12 protein-coding genes are annotated in these 16803 nt (G+C 75.8%); 3 read left to right on the top strand and 9 right to left on the bottom strand.

Annotated features, from left to right (window positions below; all coding sequences use genetic code 11):
• Window positions 1-29 precede the first annotated feature (29 nt).
• From WA616_RS18410 to serA, 4 genes are all read right to left on the bottom strand, one after another.
• The gene (locus WA616_RS18410; protein ID WP_336032141.1) at window positions 30-941 is read right to left on the bottom strand and encodes a DUF559 domain-containing protein; all 912 of its coding nucleotides are present in this window, start codon (window positions 939-941) and stop codon (window positions 30-32) included.
• Between the two features lie 138 nt (window positions 942-1079).
• Window positions 1080-2675, bottom strand: coding sequence for a citramalate synthase (gene cimA, locus WA616_RS18405; RefSeq protein ID WP_336032139.1), 1596 nt, complete (start codon window positions 2673-2675; stop codon window positions 1080-1082).
• A gap of 177 nt (window positions 2676-2852) precedes the next feature.
• Window positions 2853-3875: a 3-isopropylmalate dehydrogenase gene (locus WA616_RS18400; protein WP_073421770.1), complete on the bottom strand. Its 1023-nt coding sequence runs from the start codon at window positions 3873-3875 to the stop codon at window positions 2853-2855.
• Between the two features lie 15 nt (window positions 3876-3890).
• The gene (gene serA / locus WA616_RS18395; RefSeq protein ID WP_336032136.1) at window positions 3891-5492 is read right to left on the bottom strand and encodes a phosphoglycerate dehydrogenase; all 1602 of its coding nucleotides are present in this window, start codon (window positions 5490-5492) and stop codon (window positions 3891-3893) included.
• A 171-nt stretch (window positions 5493-5663) separates the two neighbouring features.
• Between serA and WA616_RS18390 the strand changes: the two genes are divergently transcribed.
• The 3 genes from WA616_RS18390 to WA616_RS18380 all read left to right on the top strand — a co-directional run bounded on the left by WA616_RS18390 (window position 5664) and on the right by WA616_RS18380 (window position 7603).
• Window positions 5664-6479: a hypothetical protein gene (locus tag WA616_RS18390; protein ID WP_336032133.1), complete on the top strand. Its 816-nt coding sequence runs from the start codon at window positions 5664-5666 to the stop codon at window positions 6477-6479.
• 2 nt (window positions 6480-6481) lie between these two features.
• Complete coding sequence (locus WA616_RS18385) at window positions 6482-6907, top strand: hypothetical protein (RefSeq protein WP_336032131.1); 426 nt, start codon at window positions 6482-6484, stop codon at window positions 6905-6907.
• 120 nt (window positions 6908-7027) lie between these two features.
• Entirely contained in the window at window positions 7028-7603 is a 576-nt protein-coding gene (locus tag WA616_RS18380; protein ID WP_336032128.1) for a hypothetical protein, read from the top strand.
• A gap of 66 nt (window positions 7604-7669) precedes the next feature.
• On the opposite strand, the gene ilvC is transcribed toward WA616_RS18380, so the two are convergent.
• From ilvC to WA616_RS18355, 5 genes are all read right to left on the bottom strand, one after another.
• Complete coding sequence (ilvC, locus tag WA616_RS18375) at window positions 7670-8698, bottom strand: ketol-acid reductoisomerase (protein WP_336032125.1); 1029 nt, start codon at window positions 8696-8698, stop codon at window positions 7670-7672.
• A gap of 43 nt (window positions 8699-8741) precedes the next feature.
• Window positions 8742-9269, bottom strand: coding sequence for an acetolactate synthase small subunit (gene ilvN / locus WA616_RS18370; protein ID WP_336032122.1), 528 nt, complete (start codon window positions 9267-9269; stop codon window positions 8742-8744).
• A gap of 15 nt (window positions 9270-9284) precedes the next feature.
• Window positions 9285-11153: an acetolactate synthase large subunit gene (locus tag WA616_RS18365; RefSeq protein ID WP_336032119.1), complete on the bottom strand. Its 1869-nt coding sequence runs from the start codon at window positions 11151-11153 to the stop codon at window positions 9285-9287.
• 247 nt (window positions 11154-11400) lie between these two features.
• Window positions 11401-14085, bottom strand: a complete 2685-nt coding sequence (locus tag WA616_RS18360) for a putative bifunctional diguanylate cyclase/phosphodiesterase (RefSeq protein ID WP_336032117.1) — start codon at window positions 14083-14085, stop codon at window positions 11401-11403.
• Window positions 14078-16783, bottom strand: coding sequence for a putative bifunctional diguanylate cyclase/phosphodiesterase (locus tag WA616_RS18355; RefSeq protein ID WP_336032116.1), 2706 nt, complete (start codon window positions 16781-16783; stop codon window positions 14078-14080). Before WA616_RS18355 ends, WA616_RS18360 begins: the two co-directional genes overlap by 8 nt.
• Window positions 16784-16803 lie beyond the last annotated feature (20 nt).

The following is a 16803-nucleotide window of genomic DNA, read 5'->3' as shown; positions in this document are numbered from 1 at the left end:
GGTGCAGCACGGACCGCGATGGGTGCACGTCAGCGCACGCCGTCGCCGCCCAGCAGCCGCCGCCGGGCCCGGTACACCGCCAGGACGTCGCGCCGGCACTCGTCGGGAGCGGTCGTGAGCCGGCGGTAGCCGTAGCGCAGGGTCTGCCAGCCGGCGGTCGCGACGAGCGAGTCGCGGCGGATGTCGGACTCGCGCCGGTCCCTCGAGCCGTGCCAGGCGGCGCCGTCCATCTCCACCGCGAGCAGCGCGTCGTCGTAGGCGGCGTCCAGGAAGAAGGTCGCGCCGCCCACCGTGAGCCGGCGCTGCTGCGTGAACGGCGGCATGCCCGGCGCCCGGAGCACCTGGAGGCAGCCCCAGATCTCCAGCTCGCTGCGGCAGCCGTCGGCCAGCAAGCCGACCAGCGCCGCGAGCTCGGCCCGCCCCCGCAGCCGGGTGCTCCGCTCCAGCTCGTACGCCAGGTCGGCGGGCCGGCAGAGCCGCTGCCGGACGGCGGTGATCGCGGCGGCGCGGACGTCGGTGCGCGTCGGCGGGCCGGCGCCCCAGGAGTCGACGACGGCCCGCTCGACCGACGTCACCGGGAGGCCGCCCGCCCGGCGCCGGTCGGCGACCGCCGCCGCGTTCCGGTGCACCACCACACCGGACGGCCCGCGCGCGCTGCGGCCGTCCGCGACCGTCACGTGCACGGGGCCGGGCGGCGGCGCGAGGAGCTCCCACAGCGCCAGCGCCGTCCCGTGGCTGGCGACGGCACCGCGTCCGGCCAGAGCCGCGGCCACCCGCACCCGCCACCGCTGCGCCGCGGCGGGGGTGGCCAGGACCCCGGGCGCCAGGCGCACGAGGCGGCTCCCGGTGACCCAGGTGGACAGGGTCCGTGCGCTGATGTGCCGGAGCAGCTCCGCGCGGGTGGCCCAGCCCTCCGGGCCGACGACGAGGTCCACGTCCATGCCCGTGACCCTGCGGGCCGGTCACGCCGACGGTCGCATCCCCACCGGATCTGTGGACGGACGGCGACACCGTGCGCGGAGGTGCGGTCGAGCGCGCCGGGGCCGCACCTCGGCGCACGCTGTCGGGCAGCGACGCGCCTACCGGCAGTGGACGGCGTAGGTGAGCGCGTCGACCAGCGCGTGCCAGGAGGCCTCGACGATGTTGTCGTGGACGCCGACGGTGGTCCACTCCCCCACGCCGTCGGTGGTGTCGACCAGTACCCGGGTGGTGGCGCTGGTGCCGCCCTTCCACCCGAGGATGCGGACCTTGTAGTCGGCCAGCGAGACGTCGGCGAGGCCCGGGTGGCGGCCGACCAGCGCCTGGCGCAGCGCGTTGTCCAGCGCGTTGACCGGGCCGTTGCCCTCGGCGGTGCTGATGACCCGCTCGCTGCTGCCGTCGTCGTTGGGCAGGTGCACCTTCACCGTCGCCTCGCTGACGACCACGCCGTTGCCCCAGTGCTCGACCGTCGTCCGGTAGCTCTCCAGCCGGAACAGCGGCGCGGGCGCACCCGGGAGCTGGGAGCGCAGCAGCAGCTCGAAGGAGGCGTCGGCCGCCTCGAACGACCAGCCGTCGGCCTCCAGCACCTTCACCCGGTCGACGACGCGGCCCACGACGTCGGCGTGCCCGTCGAGGTCGACGCCGAGTTCGCGGCCCTTGAGCTCGACCGACGCCCGGCCGGCCATCTCGGTGACCAGGATGCGCATGTCGTTGCCGACGACGGCCGGGTCGAGGTGGTTGTAGAGCTCGGGGCTGACCTTGATCGCGCTGGCGTGCAGGCCGGCCTTGTGCGCGAACGCCGACGCCCCGACGAAGGGCTGGTGGTCGTCGGGCGCGATGTTCGCGAGCTCGGCGATCGCGTGGCTGACCCGCTGGAGCTCGGCCAGGCACTCCGCGGGCACCACGGGCAAGCCCATCTTGGTCACCAGGTTGGCCACGAGCGCGAACGTGTCGGCGTTGCCCGCCCGCTCGCCGTAGCCGTTGGCGGTGCCCTGGACGTGCGTCACGCCGGCCTCGACGGCGGCCAGCGAGTTGGCGACCGCGCAGCCGGTGTCGTCCTGGCAGTGGATGCCCAGCCGCCCCTCGACCCGCGAGCGCACGTCGGCCACGACCCGGCCCACGCCCATCGGCAGCATGCCGCCGTTGGTGTCGCACAGGACGCCGACCTCCGCGCCCGCGCCGAACGCCGCGCGCAGCACCGCGACGCCGTAGTCGGGGTCGGCGGCGTAGCCGTCGAAGAAGTGCTCACAGTCGACGAACACCCGCCGGCCGTGCGCGACCAGGTGGGCCACGGTGTCGGCGACCATCGCGAGGTTCTCCTCGAGCGTGGTGCGCAGCGCGTCGCGGACGTGCCGGACGTCGGACTTCGCGACCAGGCAGACCACCGGCGTCTCCGCATCGAGCAGGGCCCTGACCTGCGGGTCGTCCTCCACCCGGACGCCGGCCTTGCGGGTGGCGCCGAACGCCACGAGCACCGCGTGCCGCAGCTTGAGCTCGGTGCGCGCGCGGGCGAAGAACTCGGTGTCCTTGGGCAGCGCCCCCGGCCAGCCGCCCTCGATGTAGCCGACGCCGATCTCGTCGAGCAGCCGCGCGACGGCGAGTTTGTCCGCGACGGAGAAGCTGATCCCCTCGCGCTGGGCGCCGTCGCGGAGCGTCGTGTCGAAGACGTGCAGGTCGGTGCCGAGGTCGGTGGCCACGGGCTCTCCCGGGGGTTCGACGCCGATCAGGCCCCTCACACGAAGAAGACCCCCCGGGAACGGGAGGTCGGCGCGCGGTCGGGGGTGCTGACCGCGCGCTAGACGATGATGAGGGTGGTGCCGGGGACGTGCATCGCCGCGGAGTCTAACCCCGCGGCGACGCGCCGCTCAGCCCCGTCAGCCTCCCGCGAGGGCGGCGAGCCGGTCGCCGACCTCCGCGGTGCGCACCTGGGCGCGCGGGTCGCGGGTGGACAGGTCGAAGGCGACGGCGGCGTTCACCTTGCGGGCGAGGTCGGCGTGGCCGAGGTGGTCGAGCAGCAGGCCCACCGACAGCACGGTCGCCGTCGGGTCGGCGATGCCCTGCCCGGCGATGTCGGGCGCGGAGCCGTGCACCGGCTCGAACATCGACGGGTTGGTGCCCGAGGCGTCGAGGTTGCCGCTGGCGGCGAGGCCGATGCCGCCGGTGACCGCGGCGGCGACGTCGGTGACGATGTCGCCGAAGAGGTTGTCGGTCACGATGACGTCGTAGCGGCCCGGGTCGGTGATGAAGAACATCGACGCGGCGTCGACGTGCTGGTAGGCGACGGTGACCTCGGGGAACTCGGCGGCCACCTCCTCGACGGTCCGCGACCACAGCGACCCGGCGTGGGTGAGGACGTTGGTCTTGTGGATGAGCGTGAGGTGCCGGCGCGGCCGGGCCGTGGCGCGCTCGAAGGCGTAGCGGACCACCCGCTCGACGCCGAACGCGGTGTTGAGGCTCACCTCGGTGGCCACCTCGTGCGGGGTGTCGCGGCGCAGCACGCCGCCGTTGCCCACGTAGGGGCCCTCGGTGCCCTCGCGCACGCACAGCATGTCGATCTCGCCGGGCTCGGCCAGCGGGCTGCGGACGCCGTCGTAGAGCTTGGCCGGCCGCAGGTTGACGTGGTGGTCGAGCTCGAAGCGCAGCCGCAGCAGCAGCCCGCGCTCGAGGATGCCCGGCGGCACGCTGGGGTCGCCGATGGCGCCGAGCAGGATGGCGTCGTGCCCGCGCAGCTCGTCGAGCACGCTGTCGGGCAGCAGCTCGCCGGTGCGCTGCCAGCGGGCGGCGCCCAGGTCGTAGGGCGTCGTCTCGAGGCCGGGGGCGACCGCCCCGAGGACCTTGAGGCCCTCGGAGACGACCTCCGGGCCGATGCCGTCTCCCGCGATCACAGCCAGGCGCATGGCGAGGACCCTAGGTCAGCGGGGGTCGAGGTCGGCGGAGCGGGCCTCGCGCGCTCCGATGCGGCCGGCGATGTCGGCCAGCAGCTCGGGGGCGACCGGGCTGTCGACGACGACGGCCATGAGCGCCTCGCCGCCGCGCGTGGTGCGGCTGACCTGGGCGCCGGCGATGTTGACCCCGGCCTCCCCCAGCGCCGCGCCGACGGTGCCGACGACGCCGGGCCGGTCGGTGTAGACGAAGAACAACAGGTGCCCGGACAGGTCGAGGTCCATGTCGAAGCCGTCGACCTCGACCAGCTTGGGCACCTGGTTCTTGCCGAACAGGGTGCCCGAGACGCACACCTCGCGGCCGTCGGCCATCGCCCCGCGCACCCGGACGAGGTTGCGGTAGTCGGGGCTCTCGACGTCGCTGGTCAGCGCCACCTCCAGGCCGCGCTGCCCGGCCAGCAGCGGCGCGTTGACGTAGGTGACCTGCTCCTCGACGACGTCGGCGAAGACGCCCTTGAGCACGGCCAGCTGCAGCACCGAGTCGTCGAACTCGGCGAGCTTGCCGCGCACGTCGACGGTCAGGGACTGCGCGAGCCCGCCGGCGACGGCGGTGAAGACCGTGCCCAGCCGCTCGGCCAGCGGCAGGCCGGGGCGCACGTCCTCGGCGACGACGCCGCCGGCCTGCACGTTGACCGCGTCGGGCACGAACTCGCCCTGCAGTGCCAGGCGGACCGAGTGGGCGACGGCGGTGCCGGCCTTGTCCTGCGCCTCCGTGGTGGAGGCGCCCAGGTGCGGGGTGACGACGGTGGTGGGCAGGCCGAACAGCGGGCTGTCGGTGGTGGGCTCGGTGGCGAACACGTCGATGCCGGCGGCGGCGACCTGGCCCGAGCGCAGGGCGTCAGCGAGCGCCGCCTCGTCGACCAGCCCGCCGCGGGCGGCGTTGACGACGATCACCCCGCGCTTGGTGGTGGCCAGCTGCTCGGCGCCGATGAGTCCGAGGGTCTCCGGGGTCCTCGGCAGGTGGACGGTGATGAAGTCGGCCTCGCGGAGCAGCTCCTCCAGCGACACCATCCGGACGCCGAGCTGCGCGGCGCGGCCGGGCTGGATGTAGGGGTCGTAGGCGATCAGCGTGGTGCCGAAGGCGGCCAGCCGCTGCGCGACGAGCTGGCCGATGCGGCCCAGCCCGACGACGCCGACGACCTTCCCGCTGACCTCGACGCCCGTGAACCGCGACCGCGCCCACCGGCCCTCGCGCAGCGACGCGTCGGCGGCCGGGATCTGCCGGGCGGCGGCCAGCAGCAGCGCGACGGCGTGCTCGGCCGCGCTCACGATGTTCGACGTCGGGGCGTTGACCACCAGGACGCCGCGCTCGGTGGCCGCGGCGACGTCGACGTTGTCCAGGCCGATGCCGGCGCGGGCGACGACCTTGAGCTCCGGGGCGGCGGCGAGGGCCTCGGCGTCGATGCGCGTCGCGCTGCGGACCAGCACCGCGGCCGCGTCGGCGAGGGCCGGCAGCAGGGCCGCGCGGTCGGCGCCGTCGACGTGGCGGACCTCCACGTCGGAGCCGAGCACCTCCAGGACGCTCGGCGCCAGCTGCTCGGCGATCAGGACGACGGGCGCGCTCCGGTTCACGGGGGTACAGCCTAGGGACGCGCAGGTCACGGGGCGGGGTCACGGGGCGGGCACGCGGCGCCCCACGGGCCCCAGCACCGGCCCCCGCCGGGTGGCTCGCTTGATGTGGGTAGGGGTGCCCCGCATCCTGGCCGCGACCAGCCGGCACCAGCCGGCGACCCGGAGGAGACCATGACCGACTTCAGCAAGGACAGCGGCGGGGCCTCGGCCTCCGGCCAGGGCGGCTCCCAGGACCCCCAGCAGGCGGGCCCGTACGGCGGGCAGCCCCAGGGCCAGCCGTACGGCCAGCAGCAGGGCCAGCAGGGCTACGGCCAGACCCAGCCCTACGGCCAGCAGTACGGCCAGCAGGGGTACGGCCAACAGCCCCAGCAGTACGGGCAGCAGTACGGGCAGCAGTACGGCCAGCAGGGTTACGGGCAGCAGGGGTACGGCCAGCAGCCCCAGCAGTACGGGCAGTACGGCCAGGACCCGCAGTACGGCCAGTACGGCTACGCCCAGCAGTACGGCGCCGGCGCGGTGCCGGCCAAGCCCGGCGGCGTGGTGACGGCGGCGGTCCTCGGCTTCGTCTTCGGCGCCATCGGCGTGCTGCTGAGCTTCCTGCTCCTCTTCGCCGGGGCCGTGGCCAGCGGCGCCGGCGGCGGGCTGAACGACGAGATCCCCGGCTTCGGCGCCGTCGCCGGCGCGGTCGGCGGGGTGATCCTGGTCTTCGGCCTGGTGGTGCTGATCTGGACCGTCGTCATGATCTGGGGCTCGGTGTGGGCGCTGTCCGGCCGCAGCCGGGTCATGCTGCTCGTCGGCGGCTCCATCGCGCTGGCCTTCACCCTGCTCGGCTTCATCGGCAACCTGTCGGACGCCGACACCGCGGGGGCCGGCGGGATCATCACCAGCCTGCTGTTCTTCCTCGCCGCGCTGGCGATCGTCGTCCTGCTGTCGCTGAAGCCGGCCGCCGCGTTCTTCGCCGCGCACCGCGCCCGGCGCGGCCGCTGACGATGTCCTCGGGTGCGCCGGGTGGGGACGGGCCGGGGCGCGGCGGGCGCCCCGTCCCGCGCCCGGCCCCGCTGCTCGTCGCGACGCTGCTCGGCTTCCTGCTCGGCCTCTGGGCGCTGCTGTACGCGGCGCTGCTGTTCTCGGCGGCCCGGGCCGACGGCGTCCTCGCCGCGATCGCGGCCGTGTGGCTCGGCATCACCGTGCTGTGCGTGGCGGGCGGCGTGCAGGCGCTGACCGGGCGGGGCGGCCGCCTGCTCGCGGCCGGCGGCCTGGCGGTCGCCGCCCTGTCGCTGCTGGGGGTCGTCACCTCGGTCATGGACGGCACCCTCGCCGTGTGGCCGCTGGTCCTGGCGGCGGCCGGCGCGGGCGTCGTCGTGCTGCTCAACCGGCCGGCGTCGCGGGAGTTCCTCACCCGGCCCCGCGCCTGACCTCCCCGCGTCTGACCTGCACCGATCCCCCGCCCGGGCGACGACCCGGGCCGCCGCCGGCCCCTACACTGCGCCGTCGACCGCCGACCCGGCGCGCCGGCCCTCCCGGAAGGAACCCCCATGACAGGCCCCAGCTTCGACAAGGACTCCCCCTACGGGGGCCAGCCCGCGCCGGGTCAGCCGCCCTACGGCCAGCAGCCCGGCTACGGCCAGCAGCAGCCGTACGGCCAGCAGCCCTACGGCCAGCCGCAGCCGTACGGCCAGCAGCCGGGCGGCTTCGGCGGCCCCTCCCCCTACGGCGCGCCGGCCGGCAAGCGCCCGGGCGTCGTCACCGGCGCCGCGGTCGTCGGCATCGTCTGGGGCGGCCTCGGCACGCTGTTCGGGATCATCAGCCTGTCGCTGGCCTTCCAGATCAACGCGCTGGTGGGGCTGCTCGTGCTCCTGTCGACCGCGCTGTCGATCGGCCTGCTCGTCGGCGGCATCCAGACGCTGCAGGGCAAGTCGCCGCGGCTGCTGCTGCTCATCAGCTACGTGGCCATCGGGATCAACGTGATCTCGCTGCTCCTGTCGCTGATCAGCGACGGCGCCTCGGCGGCCAACGGCCTGCTCGGGTTCATCCTGCCGGTCGTCGTCGTGGCGCTGCTGCGCCAGCCGCAGGCCCGGCAGTACTACGCCTCGCGCGGCATCAGCTACTGATCCCCGCACGCACGCGAACGGCCCCCGCTGCCATCGGGCAGCGGGGGCCGTTCGCGTGTGCGGACGCTACGAGCGGGCGGCGGTACCGGCGTAGTCGTCGGCGCTGGACACCCAGCTCATCAGGCCGCGCAGCTTGCGGCCGGTCTCCTCGATCGGGTGCGCCTCGGCCTCGGCGCGGCGGCGCTTGAAGTCCGGCGCGCCGGCGTCCTGGTCGGCGATAAAGGCGGCGGCCCAGGAGCCGTCCGTGATCGCGGCGAGGACCTCCTTCATCGACTCCTTGACGCGGGCGTCGATGACCTTCGGGCCGGAGGTGTAGTCGCCGTACTCGGCGGTGTCCGACACCGACCAGCGCTGCTTGGCGATGCCGCCCTCGTACATGAGGTCGACGATCAGCTTGAGCTCGTGCAGGCACTCGAAGTACGCGATCTCGGGCTGGTAGCCGGCCTCGGTCAGCGTCTCGAACCCGGCGGTGATCAGCGCGCTCGCGCCGCCGCACAGGACGGCCTGCTCGCCGAACAGGTCGGTCTCGGTCTCCTCGGCGAACGTCGTCTTGATGACGCCGGCGCGGCTGCCGCCGATGGCCTTCGCGTAGGACAGCGCGAGCTGCAGGGCCTGCCCGCTGGCGTCCTGCTCGACGGCGACCAGGCAGGGCACGCCCTTGCCGTTCTCGAACTCGCGGCGCACGAGGTGGCCGGGGCCCTTGGGAGCGACCATCGCGACGTCGACGCCGGCCGGGGGCTTCACGTAGCCGAACCGGATGTTGAAGCCGTGGCCGAAGAACAGCGCGTCGCCGTCCTGCAGGTTGGGCTCGATCGACTCGGTGTAGAGGGTCCGCTGCACGTGGTCGGGCGCCAGGACCATCACCAGGTCGGCCTCGGCGGCCGCCTCGGACGGGGTGACGACCCGCAGGCCCTCGGCCTCGGCCTTGGCCCGGCTCTTCGAGCCCTCGGGCAGGCCCACCCGGACGTCGACCCCCGAGTCGCGCAGCGAGAGGGCGTGCGCGTGCCCCTGGCTGCCGTAGCCGATGACGGCGACGGTGCGCCCCTGGATGATCGACAGGTCGGCGTCGTCGTCGTAGAAGATCTCGGCGGCCATGCGGTGGTGCTCCTTCGGTCGGTTCTCTGAGGGGGTCTGGGGATCAGGCGGTGCGGTCGACCGGCCGCAAGGTACCGGCGCCGCTCATCGAGCGCGGTCCGCGGCCCAGGGCGACGGTGCCCGACTGGGCCATCTCCTTGATGCCGAGCGGGGCGAGGACCGCGAGCAGGGCCTGCAGCTTGTCGGGGGTCCCGGTGGCCTCGAGGGTCACCGTGTCGGTGTTGACGTCGACGACGCGGGCGCGGAAGAGCTCCGCGGTCTGCAGCACGGTGGTCCGCTCGGCCAGCGGCGCGCGGACCTTGACCAGCAGCAGCTCGCGCTGGACGGCGGCGCCGCCGTCGAGCTCCACGATCTTGATGACCTCGACCAGCTTGTTCAGTTGCTTGGTCACCTGCTCCAGCGGGGCGGACTCCGCGTCGACGACGATCGTCATGCGGGACAGGTCGGGGTTCTCGGTCGGGCCCACGGCGAGCGACTCGATGTTGAACGCGCGCCGGCTGAACAGCGCCGAGACGCGGGCCAGGACACCGGACTTGTTCTCGACGAGGACCGACAGGGTGTGGCGGGTCATCTCTGCGTCGTCCCCTCAGACCTGGTTCTCGCCGAAGACCGGGCGCAGGTCGCGCGCGGCCAGGATGTCGTCGTTGCTGGCGCCCGCGGCGACCATCGGCCACACCTGGGCGTCGGCGCCGACGACGAAGTCGATGACGACGGGGGCGTCGGTGATCGCCATGGCCTTCTCGATGACGGCGTCGACGTCGGCCTCGGTCTCGCAGCGCAGGCCGACGCAGCCGAGCGCCTCGGCGAGCGCGACGAAGTCGGGGATGCGCACCGGCTTGGGCGTGCCGTCGGCGTTGCGCGCGTGCAGCCTCGTGTTGGAGTAGCGGCCCTCGTAGAAGAGGGTCTGCCACTGCCGGACCATGCCGAGGTTGCCGTTGTTGATGACGGCGACCTTGATCGGGATGCCCTCGATCGCGCAGGTGGCGAGCTCCTGGTTGGTCATCTGGAAGCAGCCGTCGCCGTCGATCGCCCACACCGTGGTGTCGGGGCAGCCGTACTTGGCGCCCATCGCCGCGGGCACGGCGTAGCCCATCGTCCCGGCGCCGCCGCTGTTGAGCCAGGTGCCCGGCTTCTCGTAGCGGATGAACTGCGCGGCCCACATCTGGTGCTGGCCGACGCCGGAGGTGTAGATCGCGTCGGGGCCGGCGATCGCGCCGAGCCGCTCGATGACGTACTGCGGCGACAGCGAGCCGTCCTCGGGCCGGTCGTAGCCCAGCGGGTAGCGGTGGCGCCAGTCGTCGAGCTGGGCCCACCAGGCGGTGAGGTCGGCGCGGCGGCCGGCCTCGTGCTCGGCGCGCAGGGCGGTCACCAGCTCGGCGATCGTCTCCTTCGCGTCGCCGACGATCGGCACGTCGGCCTTGCGGTTCTTGCCGATCTCGGCCGGGTCGATGTCGGCGTGCACGACCAGGGCGCCGGGCGCGAAGGTCGACAGCTGCCCGGTGACGCGGTCGTCGAAGCGGGCGCCGAGGGCGACGAGGACGTCGGCCTTCTGCAGTGCGGTGACCGCGGCGACGGTGCCGTGCATGCCCGGCATGCCCAGGTGCTGCGGCGAGCTGTCGGGGAAGGCGCCGCGGGCCATGAGCGTGGTGACGACGGGCGCGCCGGTGAGCTCGGCCAGCTCGGCGAGCTCGGCGGTGGCGGAGGCCTTGAGCACGCCGCCGCCGACGTAGAGGACCGGGCGGCGAGCGCCGGCGATCAGCGCGGCGGCCTCGCGGACCTGCTTGCCGTGCGGACGGGTGGTCGGCTTGTAGCCGGGCAGGTCCAGCCGCGGCGGCCAGGCGAAGTCGGTGCGGGCCTGCAGCACGTCCTTGGGGATGTCGACCAGGACCGGGCCGGGGCGGCCGGTGGCGGCGAGGTGGAAGGCCTCGGCGATCCGCTGCGGGATCTCGGCGGGGTCGGTGACCAGGAAGTTGTGCTTGGTGATCGGCATCGTGATGCCGCGGATGTCGGCCTCCTGGAAGGCGTCGGTGCCGATCGCGGCGCTGGGCACCTGCCCGGTGATCGCGACGATCGGGACCGAGTCCATGTAGGCGTCGGCGAGCGGGGTGACCAGGTTGGTCGCGCCCGGGCCGGAGGTGGCCATGCAGACGCCGACCCGGCCGGTGGCCTGCGCGTACCCCGTGGCGGCGTGGCCGGCGCCCTGCTCGTGGCGGACCAGGACGTGGCGCACGCGGGAGTCGAACAGCGGGTCGTAGGCCGGCAGGATCGCCCCGCCGGGGATGCCGAACACCACGTCGACGCCGACCGCCTCGAGCGAGCGGACCAGGCTCTGGGCGCCGGTGATGCCGGTCGCGGGGAGGGCGGCGGACTCGGCGGTCGAGCGGGCCGTCGTCTCGACACCGGTGAGCGCCTCGGCGGCCTCTCGGGTGGCGGACTCGCTCGGGGTCGTGGTCATGGGGGGCGTCTCCTGGGCCGGACGTGCGGGGAGGGTGCGGTCGGGTGCCTGCTCGGGCAACAAAAAACCCCTCGTGCCACGGGCACGGAGGGGTCAGCGCGTCGGTCGGGCGACCGGCGCGCTAGGCGAGTACGAGGAGCAGGCAGGCGGAGGGCACGACCACACTGTGCGCCTCCGCCGTCGGGACGTCAACCAGCCCGTCCCACACCGTGGGACCGTGTCGAGCGGAACCTGGGACGGCGGCCCGCTACGGGACGGCGACCACCCCGGGACCGCCGACCAGTGCCGGGTCGAACCCGTCGACCCGGTCGGCCAGGTCCGCTGCGGGCACCGGCCGGCCGATGTGCCAGCCCTGCAGGAAGCGGCAGCCCAGCGCGGTGAGCACCTCCAGCTGGGCGCGGGTCTCCACGCCCTCGGCGACGACGTCCATGCCGAGCGTGCGGCCGAGGTCGACGACGCTGCCGACGAGGGCGGCCACGCGTGGGTCGGTGTCGATGCCGGAGACGAAGCCGCGGTCCATCTTGAGCACCTGGACGGGCAGCCGGGCGAGGTAGGCCAGCGACGAGTAGCCCTTGCCGAAGTCGTCGAGGGAGACCACGCAGCCCAGCGCGGACAGCTCGGCGAGCTCGGCCAGCAGCCGCTCGTCGTCGTCCATGAGGACGCTCTCGGTCACCTCGACCATGAGCAGGTGCGCCGGCAGCCCGGAGCTCTCCAGCGCGCGGGTGACGTCCTCGACCAGGCAGCGGGCCTGCAGGTGGCGCACGGAGATGTTGACGCCGAGCTTGAGGTCGCGGCCGCCGGCGACGAGGCGCGCGTGCTCGGCGGTGGCGGTGGCGAGCACCCAGCGCTGCAGCGGCACGATGAGCCCGTCGTCCTCGGCCAGGCCGATGAACTCCTCCGGCGGCACGGGGCCGAGCCCGGGGTGGTCCCAGCGCACCAGCGCCTCGACGCCGAGGACGCGCCGCTCCTCCGCGCCGGCGACCGGCTGGTAGACCAGCCGCAGCTCGCCGCGGGCGATCGCGCCGGGCAGGTCGCGGGCCAGCCGGCTGCGGCGGGCGGACTCCTCGACGAGGGCCTCCCCCGACGCCCGGACGCCGTTCTTGCCCTGCGCCTTGACGGTGCGCAGCGCGAGGTCGGCCTCCCGCACGGTGGCCGAGGCGTCCGCGCCGGACAGCACCTCGGTGACGCCGACGCTGGCCGACACCCGCAGCACGGGGCCCGCGGTCTCCGGCTCCCCCGGCGCGGCGTGCCGGCTGGTGCGGTCGAGCGTCGCGACCAGCCGCTCGGCCAGGGCGAGGGCCTCGTCGGGGCCGCCGTCGACGACGAGGGCGAACTCGTCGCCGCCGAGCCGGGCCACCAGGTCGGTGCCGCGCGCCTCGGCGCGCAGCGCGGCCGCGACCTCGACCAGCAGCCGGTCGCCGGCGTCGTGGCCGGCGAGGTCGTTGACCGCCTTGAACCCGTCGAGGTCGACGAGCAGCACGCAGGCCCGGGCGCCGCGGCCGGCGCGGGCGAGGGCGCCGTCGAGGGCGGCCATGAACCGGGCGCGGTTGGGCAGGCCGGTGAGCGAGTCGGTGTAGGCCAGCCGCTCGAGCTCGCGGTGGCTGGCGCGGCGCTCGGTGACGTCGCGCAGGTGCAGCACCAGCCCGTCGCCGGTGCGGCGGCCGCCGGTGCGGGCGGCGCCGGACACCTCGACCTCGCGCCACGCGCCGTCGGCGGTGCGCAGCCGGCCGGTGGCGGGCAGGCCGTCGGGGGCGCCGTCGCGCAGGGCCGCGGCGACCCGGACGACGAGGTCGCGGTCCTGCTCGTGCAGCAGCCCGACGAGCAGGCGGCCGCGGAGGTCCTCCTCGGGGCGGCCGAGCTGGGCCTCGACCGCGCCGGTCGCCGAGGTCACCCGCCCGGCGGCGTCGAGCTCGACGGTGACGGCGTCGCCGCTGTGCACCAGCGCGCGGAACCAGCCCTCGGTGCGCTCGAGGCGGCGGGTGAGCCGGGCGGCGTCGAGCACCCAGGACAGGGTGCGGACCGCGGCCAGCAGGAGCAGGACGGTGGCGGCGCCGGCCTCGGCGGCGTGCAGCGGCCGCCCCGCGACGACGCCGGCGGTCAGCCCGACCAGGGCGGCGGTGGCGGCGCCGTGGGCGAGCACGCCCCCGCGCAGGGGCAGCGCCCGCCGCGACCCCGGCGGGAAGTCGGCGGCCGGCGCGGGACGGTCGGCGGCGGCCGCGCCCAGGGCGGTGCCGAGCATGGCGAGCCACGCGAGCACGGTGACCACCCCGGCGACCGGTGCGGCGTCCTCGGCCGTGCGGCCGGCCGCGCCGCCCAGGGCGACCACCGCCATCGCCACGAAGGAGGCGAGCAGCCAGCCGGCGGCGCGGCGGCGGTCCTCCGACACCGCGGTGAGGGTGACCAGGCCGATGCCGCACAGGACGGCGCCGACCAGCGGGTAGCCGACGGCGATCAGGCCCTCGGCGGGGCCGCGGACGGCGGCCAGCAGGTCGGCGAGCAGGACGTCGCCCAGCAGCGCGACGGCGATGGTGACGACGAGGCCGTCGAGCACCACGCGGGTGCCCAGCCGGCGCTCGGCCCGCGGTGGCAGGAGCAGCACGGCGGCCGACACCGCGACCGGGACGGCGAGCAGGGCGGGCAGGTCCTCGACCCCGCCCGCGCGGAGGTCGCGGTCCGGCCGGGCCAGGGCGAGCACCTGACCGAGCGCGAGCAGCGCGCCGGCGGCCGCGAGCGCCTGCCAGGGCCGGCGGGCGGTGCGGGGCAGGCGGGCGGCGCGGCGGGCCAGCACGGCGGCGGCCGCACCGGAGCCGAGCGCGAGCGCGGCCGGGACGAGCCGGGCGGCCGCCTCCGCCCCGGACAGCTGCAGCGCGGTGGTGCCGGCCCCGAGGACGGCGAGCAGGACGACGACGGCGCGGGTGGCGGCGTCAGGCACCGGACGCCTCCCGCAGGACGGAGGAGTCGACGGTCTCCCCGGCGATCAGGGTCGCGGCCGGGCCGGCCGAGGAGCCGACCAGCCCCGGCCACAACGCGCCGGCGTTCTCGCGCAGCACCTGCGCCAGGTCGGCGGCCGGCAGCGGGCGGGCGAGCAGGAAGCCCTGCGCGAAGCCGACGCCGAGACCGCGCAGCACGCCGAGCTGGGCCGGCGTCTCCACACCCTCGGCCACGACGTCGAGACCCAGCGAGCGGCCGATGGTGACCATCGACTCGCACAGCGCCCGGCTGTCCCGGTCGCGGTCGACGCGGGAGACGAACGCGCGGTCGAGCTTGACGACGTCGATGGGCAGGCGGGTCAGGTGCAGCAGCGACGAGGAGCCGGTGCCGAAGTCGTCGAGGGCGACGTGCACGCCCATGAGGCGCAGCGCGGCGATGTCGCCGTCGACGGCGGTGCCGGCCGCGCGCACGGTGGCCTCGGTGATCTCGAGGACCAGCCGCTCGGGCCCGAGGCCGGAGTAGCGCAGCGCGCCCGCGACGTCGTCGACCAGGGTGCGGGCGGCGACGTGCGCGGCGGAGATGTTGACGCCCAGCCGCAGCGGGACGCCGTCGACGGCGGGCAGCCCGGCGACGGTGGTGGTGGCCTCCCGGAGGGCCCAGCGCTGCAGCTCGGCGATGACGCCGGCCCGTTCGGCGACGGGCACGAACTCCCGCGGCGGGACCTCGCCGAGCTCGGGGTGCCGCCAGCGCAGCAGCGCCTCGACGCCGGTCACCCGCTGCTCCCCCATCGACACGATCGGCTGGAACGCCAGCCACAGCTCCCCGCGTGCGGCGGCGCCGGCGACGTCCTCGCGCAGCCGGTCGCGGCGGGCCGCGGCCGCGCCGAGCTCCGGGGTCCACACGGTGGCCCGGGCCCGCCCTGAGGTGCGCGCGGCGGCGACGGCGAGCTCGGCCCGCGCGGTCAGACCGGCGACGTCGAGGCCGTCCTCGGCGACGACGACGCCGACGTCGGCGGTGAGGTCGAAGACGCCCGCGGGCGTGGTCACCGGCTGCTCGAGCGCGGCGAGGCAGCGGTCGGCGAGCAGGGCGGCGGTGTCGGCGTCGCCCTCGGCGAGGATGCCGAAGGTGCCGCCCACGGTGCGGGCCACGACCTCCTCGCCGCGGGTGGTGGCGCGCAGCCGGCGGCCGAGCTCGACCAGGACGGCGGTCACGGTGTCGCGGCCGGCGTGCTCGCGGACGTCGTCGAGCCCGCGGACGTCGACGAGCAGCACCGCGTGGCCGGCGCCCGTGCCGGTCAGCGCGGCCTCCCAGCCGGCCCGGTTGGGCAGGCCGGTGAGGGCGTCGGTGTAGGCGACCTCGGCGAGGGCGCGCTCGCGGGCCTCGCGCTCGGTCACGTCCCGGCAGTGCAGCACGACGGAGCCGACCGCGGCCTCGTCGCGCAGGTCGGCGACGCTGGCCTCCAGGTGCCGGGTGCCGCCGTCGGCGCTGCGGACGCGGAGGGTCAGCAGGCCGGGCACCCCGGCGGGGCCGGCGAGCAGCCGGCGCAGCGCGGCGGCGTCGGCGGGGTCGACGGTGCCGGGGCGGGCGGTGCCGCCGGTGAGCAGGTCGCGGCCGGCCAGCTCGGCGGGCGTGGTGCCCAGCAGGTCGGCCAGCGCCGCGGAGGACCAGCCGACGCGCAGCCGGCGGTCGAGGACGAGCACGGCCTCGCGGGTGGACTGCAGGAGCTTGCGGAAGTACGCCTCGTCCGAGCGCAGGCGGGCGCCGCGCTGGTGGTCCTCGCGGGCGGTGACCCAGCGGTGCGCCGCCGACAGGGCCACGCACAGCAGCGCGCCGGCGAGGGTGACCCGGCTGGGCCGGACGCCGAACGCGAGCGGGCCGACGACGACGCCGACCACGGCGACGAGCGCGAGCTGGGGCAGGACCGAGCGGAGCTGGACGGCGCGGCCGCTGGAGGCGGCGGTCGAGGAGGAGGCGGCGGCGTCGCGGAGGCGGGCCAGCACGACCAGCGCCAGCCCGAGCACCACGGCGATCCGGGTGGCGGCGACGAGGTGGGGCGCGCCGAGCAGCGCGGCGGAGGTGGCGGCGCCGCGGCCCAGGCACAGCAGCACCAGGCCGCCGAGCAGCACCGCGGCCATCCCCTGGCGGTGCGCCGCCACGGAGCCGAGGACGGTGAGCGCGGCGGCCATGACCGCGCCGGTCGCGGCGACGGCGGCGCCGAGCACCAGCTGGGCGCCGACGGTCAGGCCGGCCCAGCTGTTGCCCGGGCCGACCAGCAGCAGCTGCATGACCACGACCGCGGCGGTGCCGAACAGCGCCAGCTCGAGCGACGTGCGCGAGCAGGTGCGGCGCAGGCCGGAGCGCCCGGCCATGTGCAGCAGCGCGACGACGGTGACGGCGTAGCCGGGCACGGTGGGCAGCCAGCGCAGCACGACCTGCTGCAGCACCGTCTCGGGCTGCAGGACCGCGCCCACCGCGAGCGCGAGGACGGGGAACAGCGGGGCGAGGGCGAGCAGCCGCCACGGCCGGTCGCCGGCCGCGCCCGAGCGGCTCGTCGCGAACAGCACGGCCGCCGTCGCCACCCCGGCGAGGGCGGCGACGGCGTCGCCGAGCGGGGTCAGCGGCGGGACGAGCGCGGCGAGCACGCACGCCGCCGCGGCGGGCACGGCAGCCGCGAGCAGCCACCTGGTCCGTCTGTCCACAGTCCCGGTGTCGGCACGGC

The sequence above is a fragment of the Geodermatophilus sp. FMUSA9-8 genome, assembly GCF_037034165.1.
GTDB lineage: Bacteria > Actinomycetota > Actinomycetes > Mycobacteriales > Geodermatophilaceae > Geodermatophilus > Geodermatophilus nigrescens.
This window is presented reverse-complemented; position numbering and strand designations above follow the sequence as displayed.

Coding starts and splice junctions, on each gene's coding strand:
- WA616_RS18410 (WP_336032141.1), bottom strand. CDS start 941: ATGGACGTGGACCTCGTCGTCGGCCCGGAGGGCTGGGCCACCCGCGCG.
- WA616_RS18400 (WP_073421770.1), bottom strand. CDS start 3,875: ATGCGCCTGGCTGTGATCGCGGGAGACGGCATCGGCCCGGAGGTCGTC.
- WA616_RS18390 (WP_336032133.1), top strand. CDS start 5,664: ATGACCGACTTCAGCAAGGACAGCGGCGGGGCCTCGGCCTCCGGCCAG.
- WA616_RS18385 (WP_336032131.1), top strand. CDS start 6,482: ATGTCCTCGGGTGCGCCGGGTGGGGACGGGCCGGGGCGCGGCGGGCGC.
- WA616_RS18380 (WP_336032128.1), top strand. CDS start 7,028: ATGACAGGCCCCAGCTTCGACAAGGACTCCCCCTACGGGGGCCAGCCC.
- ilvC (WP_336032125.1), bottom strand. CDS start 8,698: ATGGCCGCCGAGATCTTCTACGACGACGACGCCGACCTGTCGATCATC.
- ilvN (WP_336032122.1), bottom strand. CDS start 9,269: ATGACCCGCCACACCCTGTCGGTCCTCGTCGAGAACAAGTCCGGTGTC.
- WA616_RS18365 (WP_336032119.1), bottom strand. CDS start 11,153: ATGACCACGACCCCGAGCGAGTCCGCCACCCGAGAGGCCGCCGAGGCG.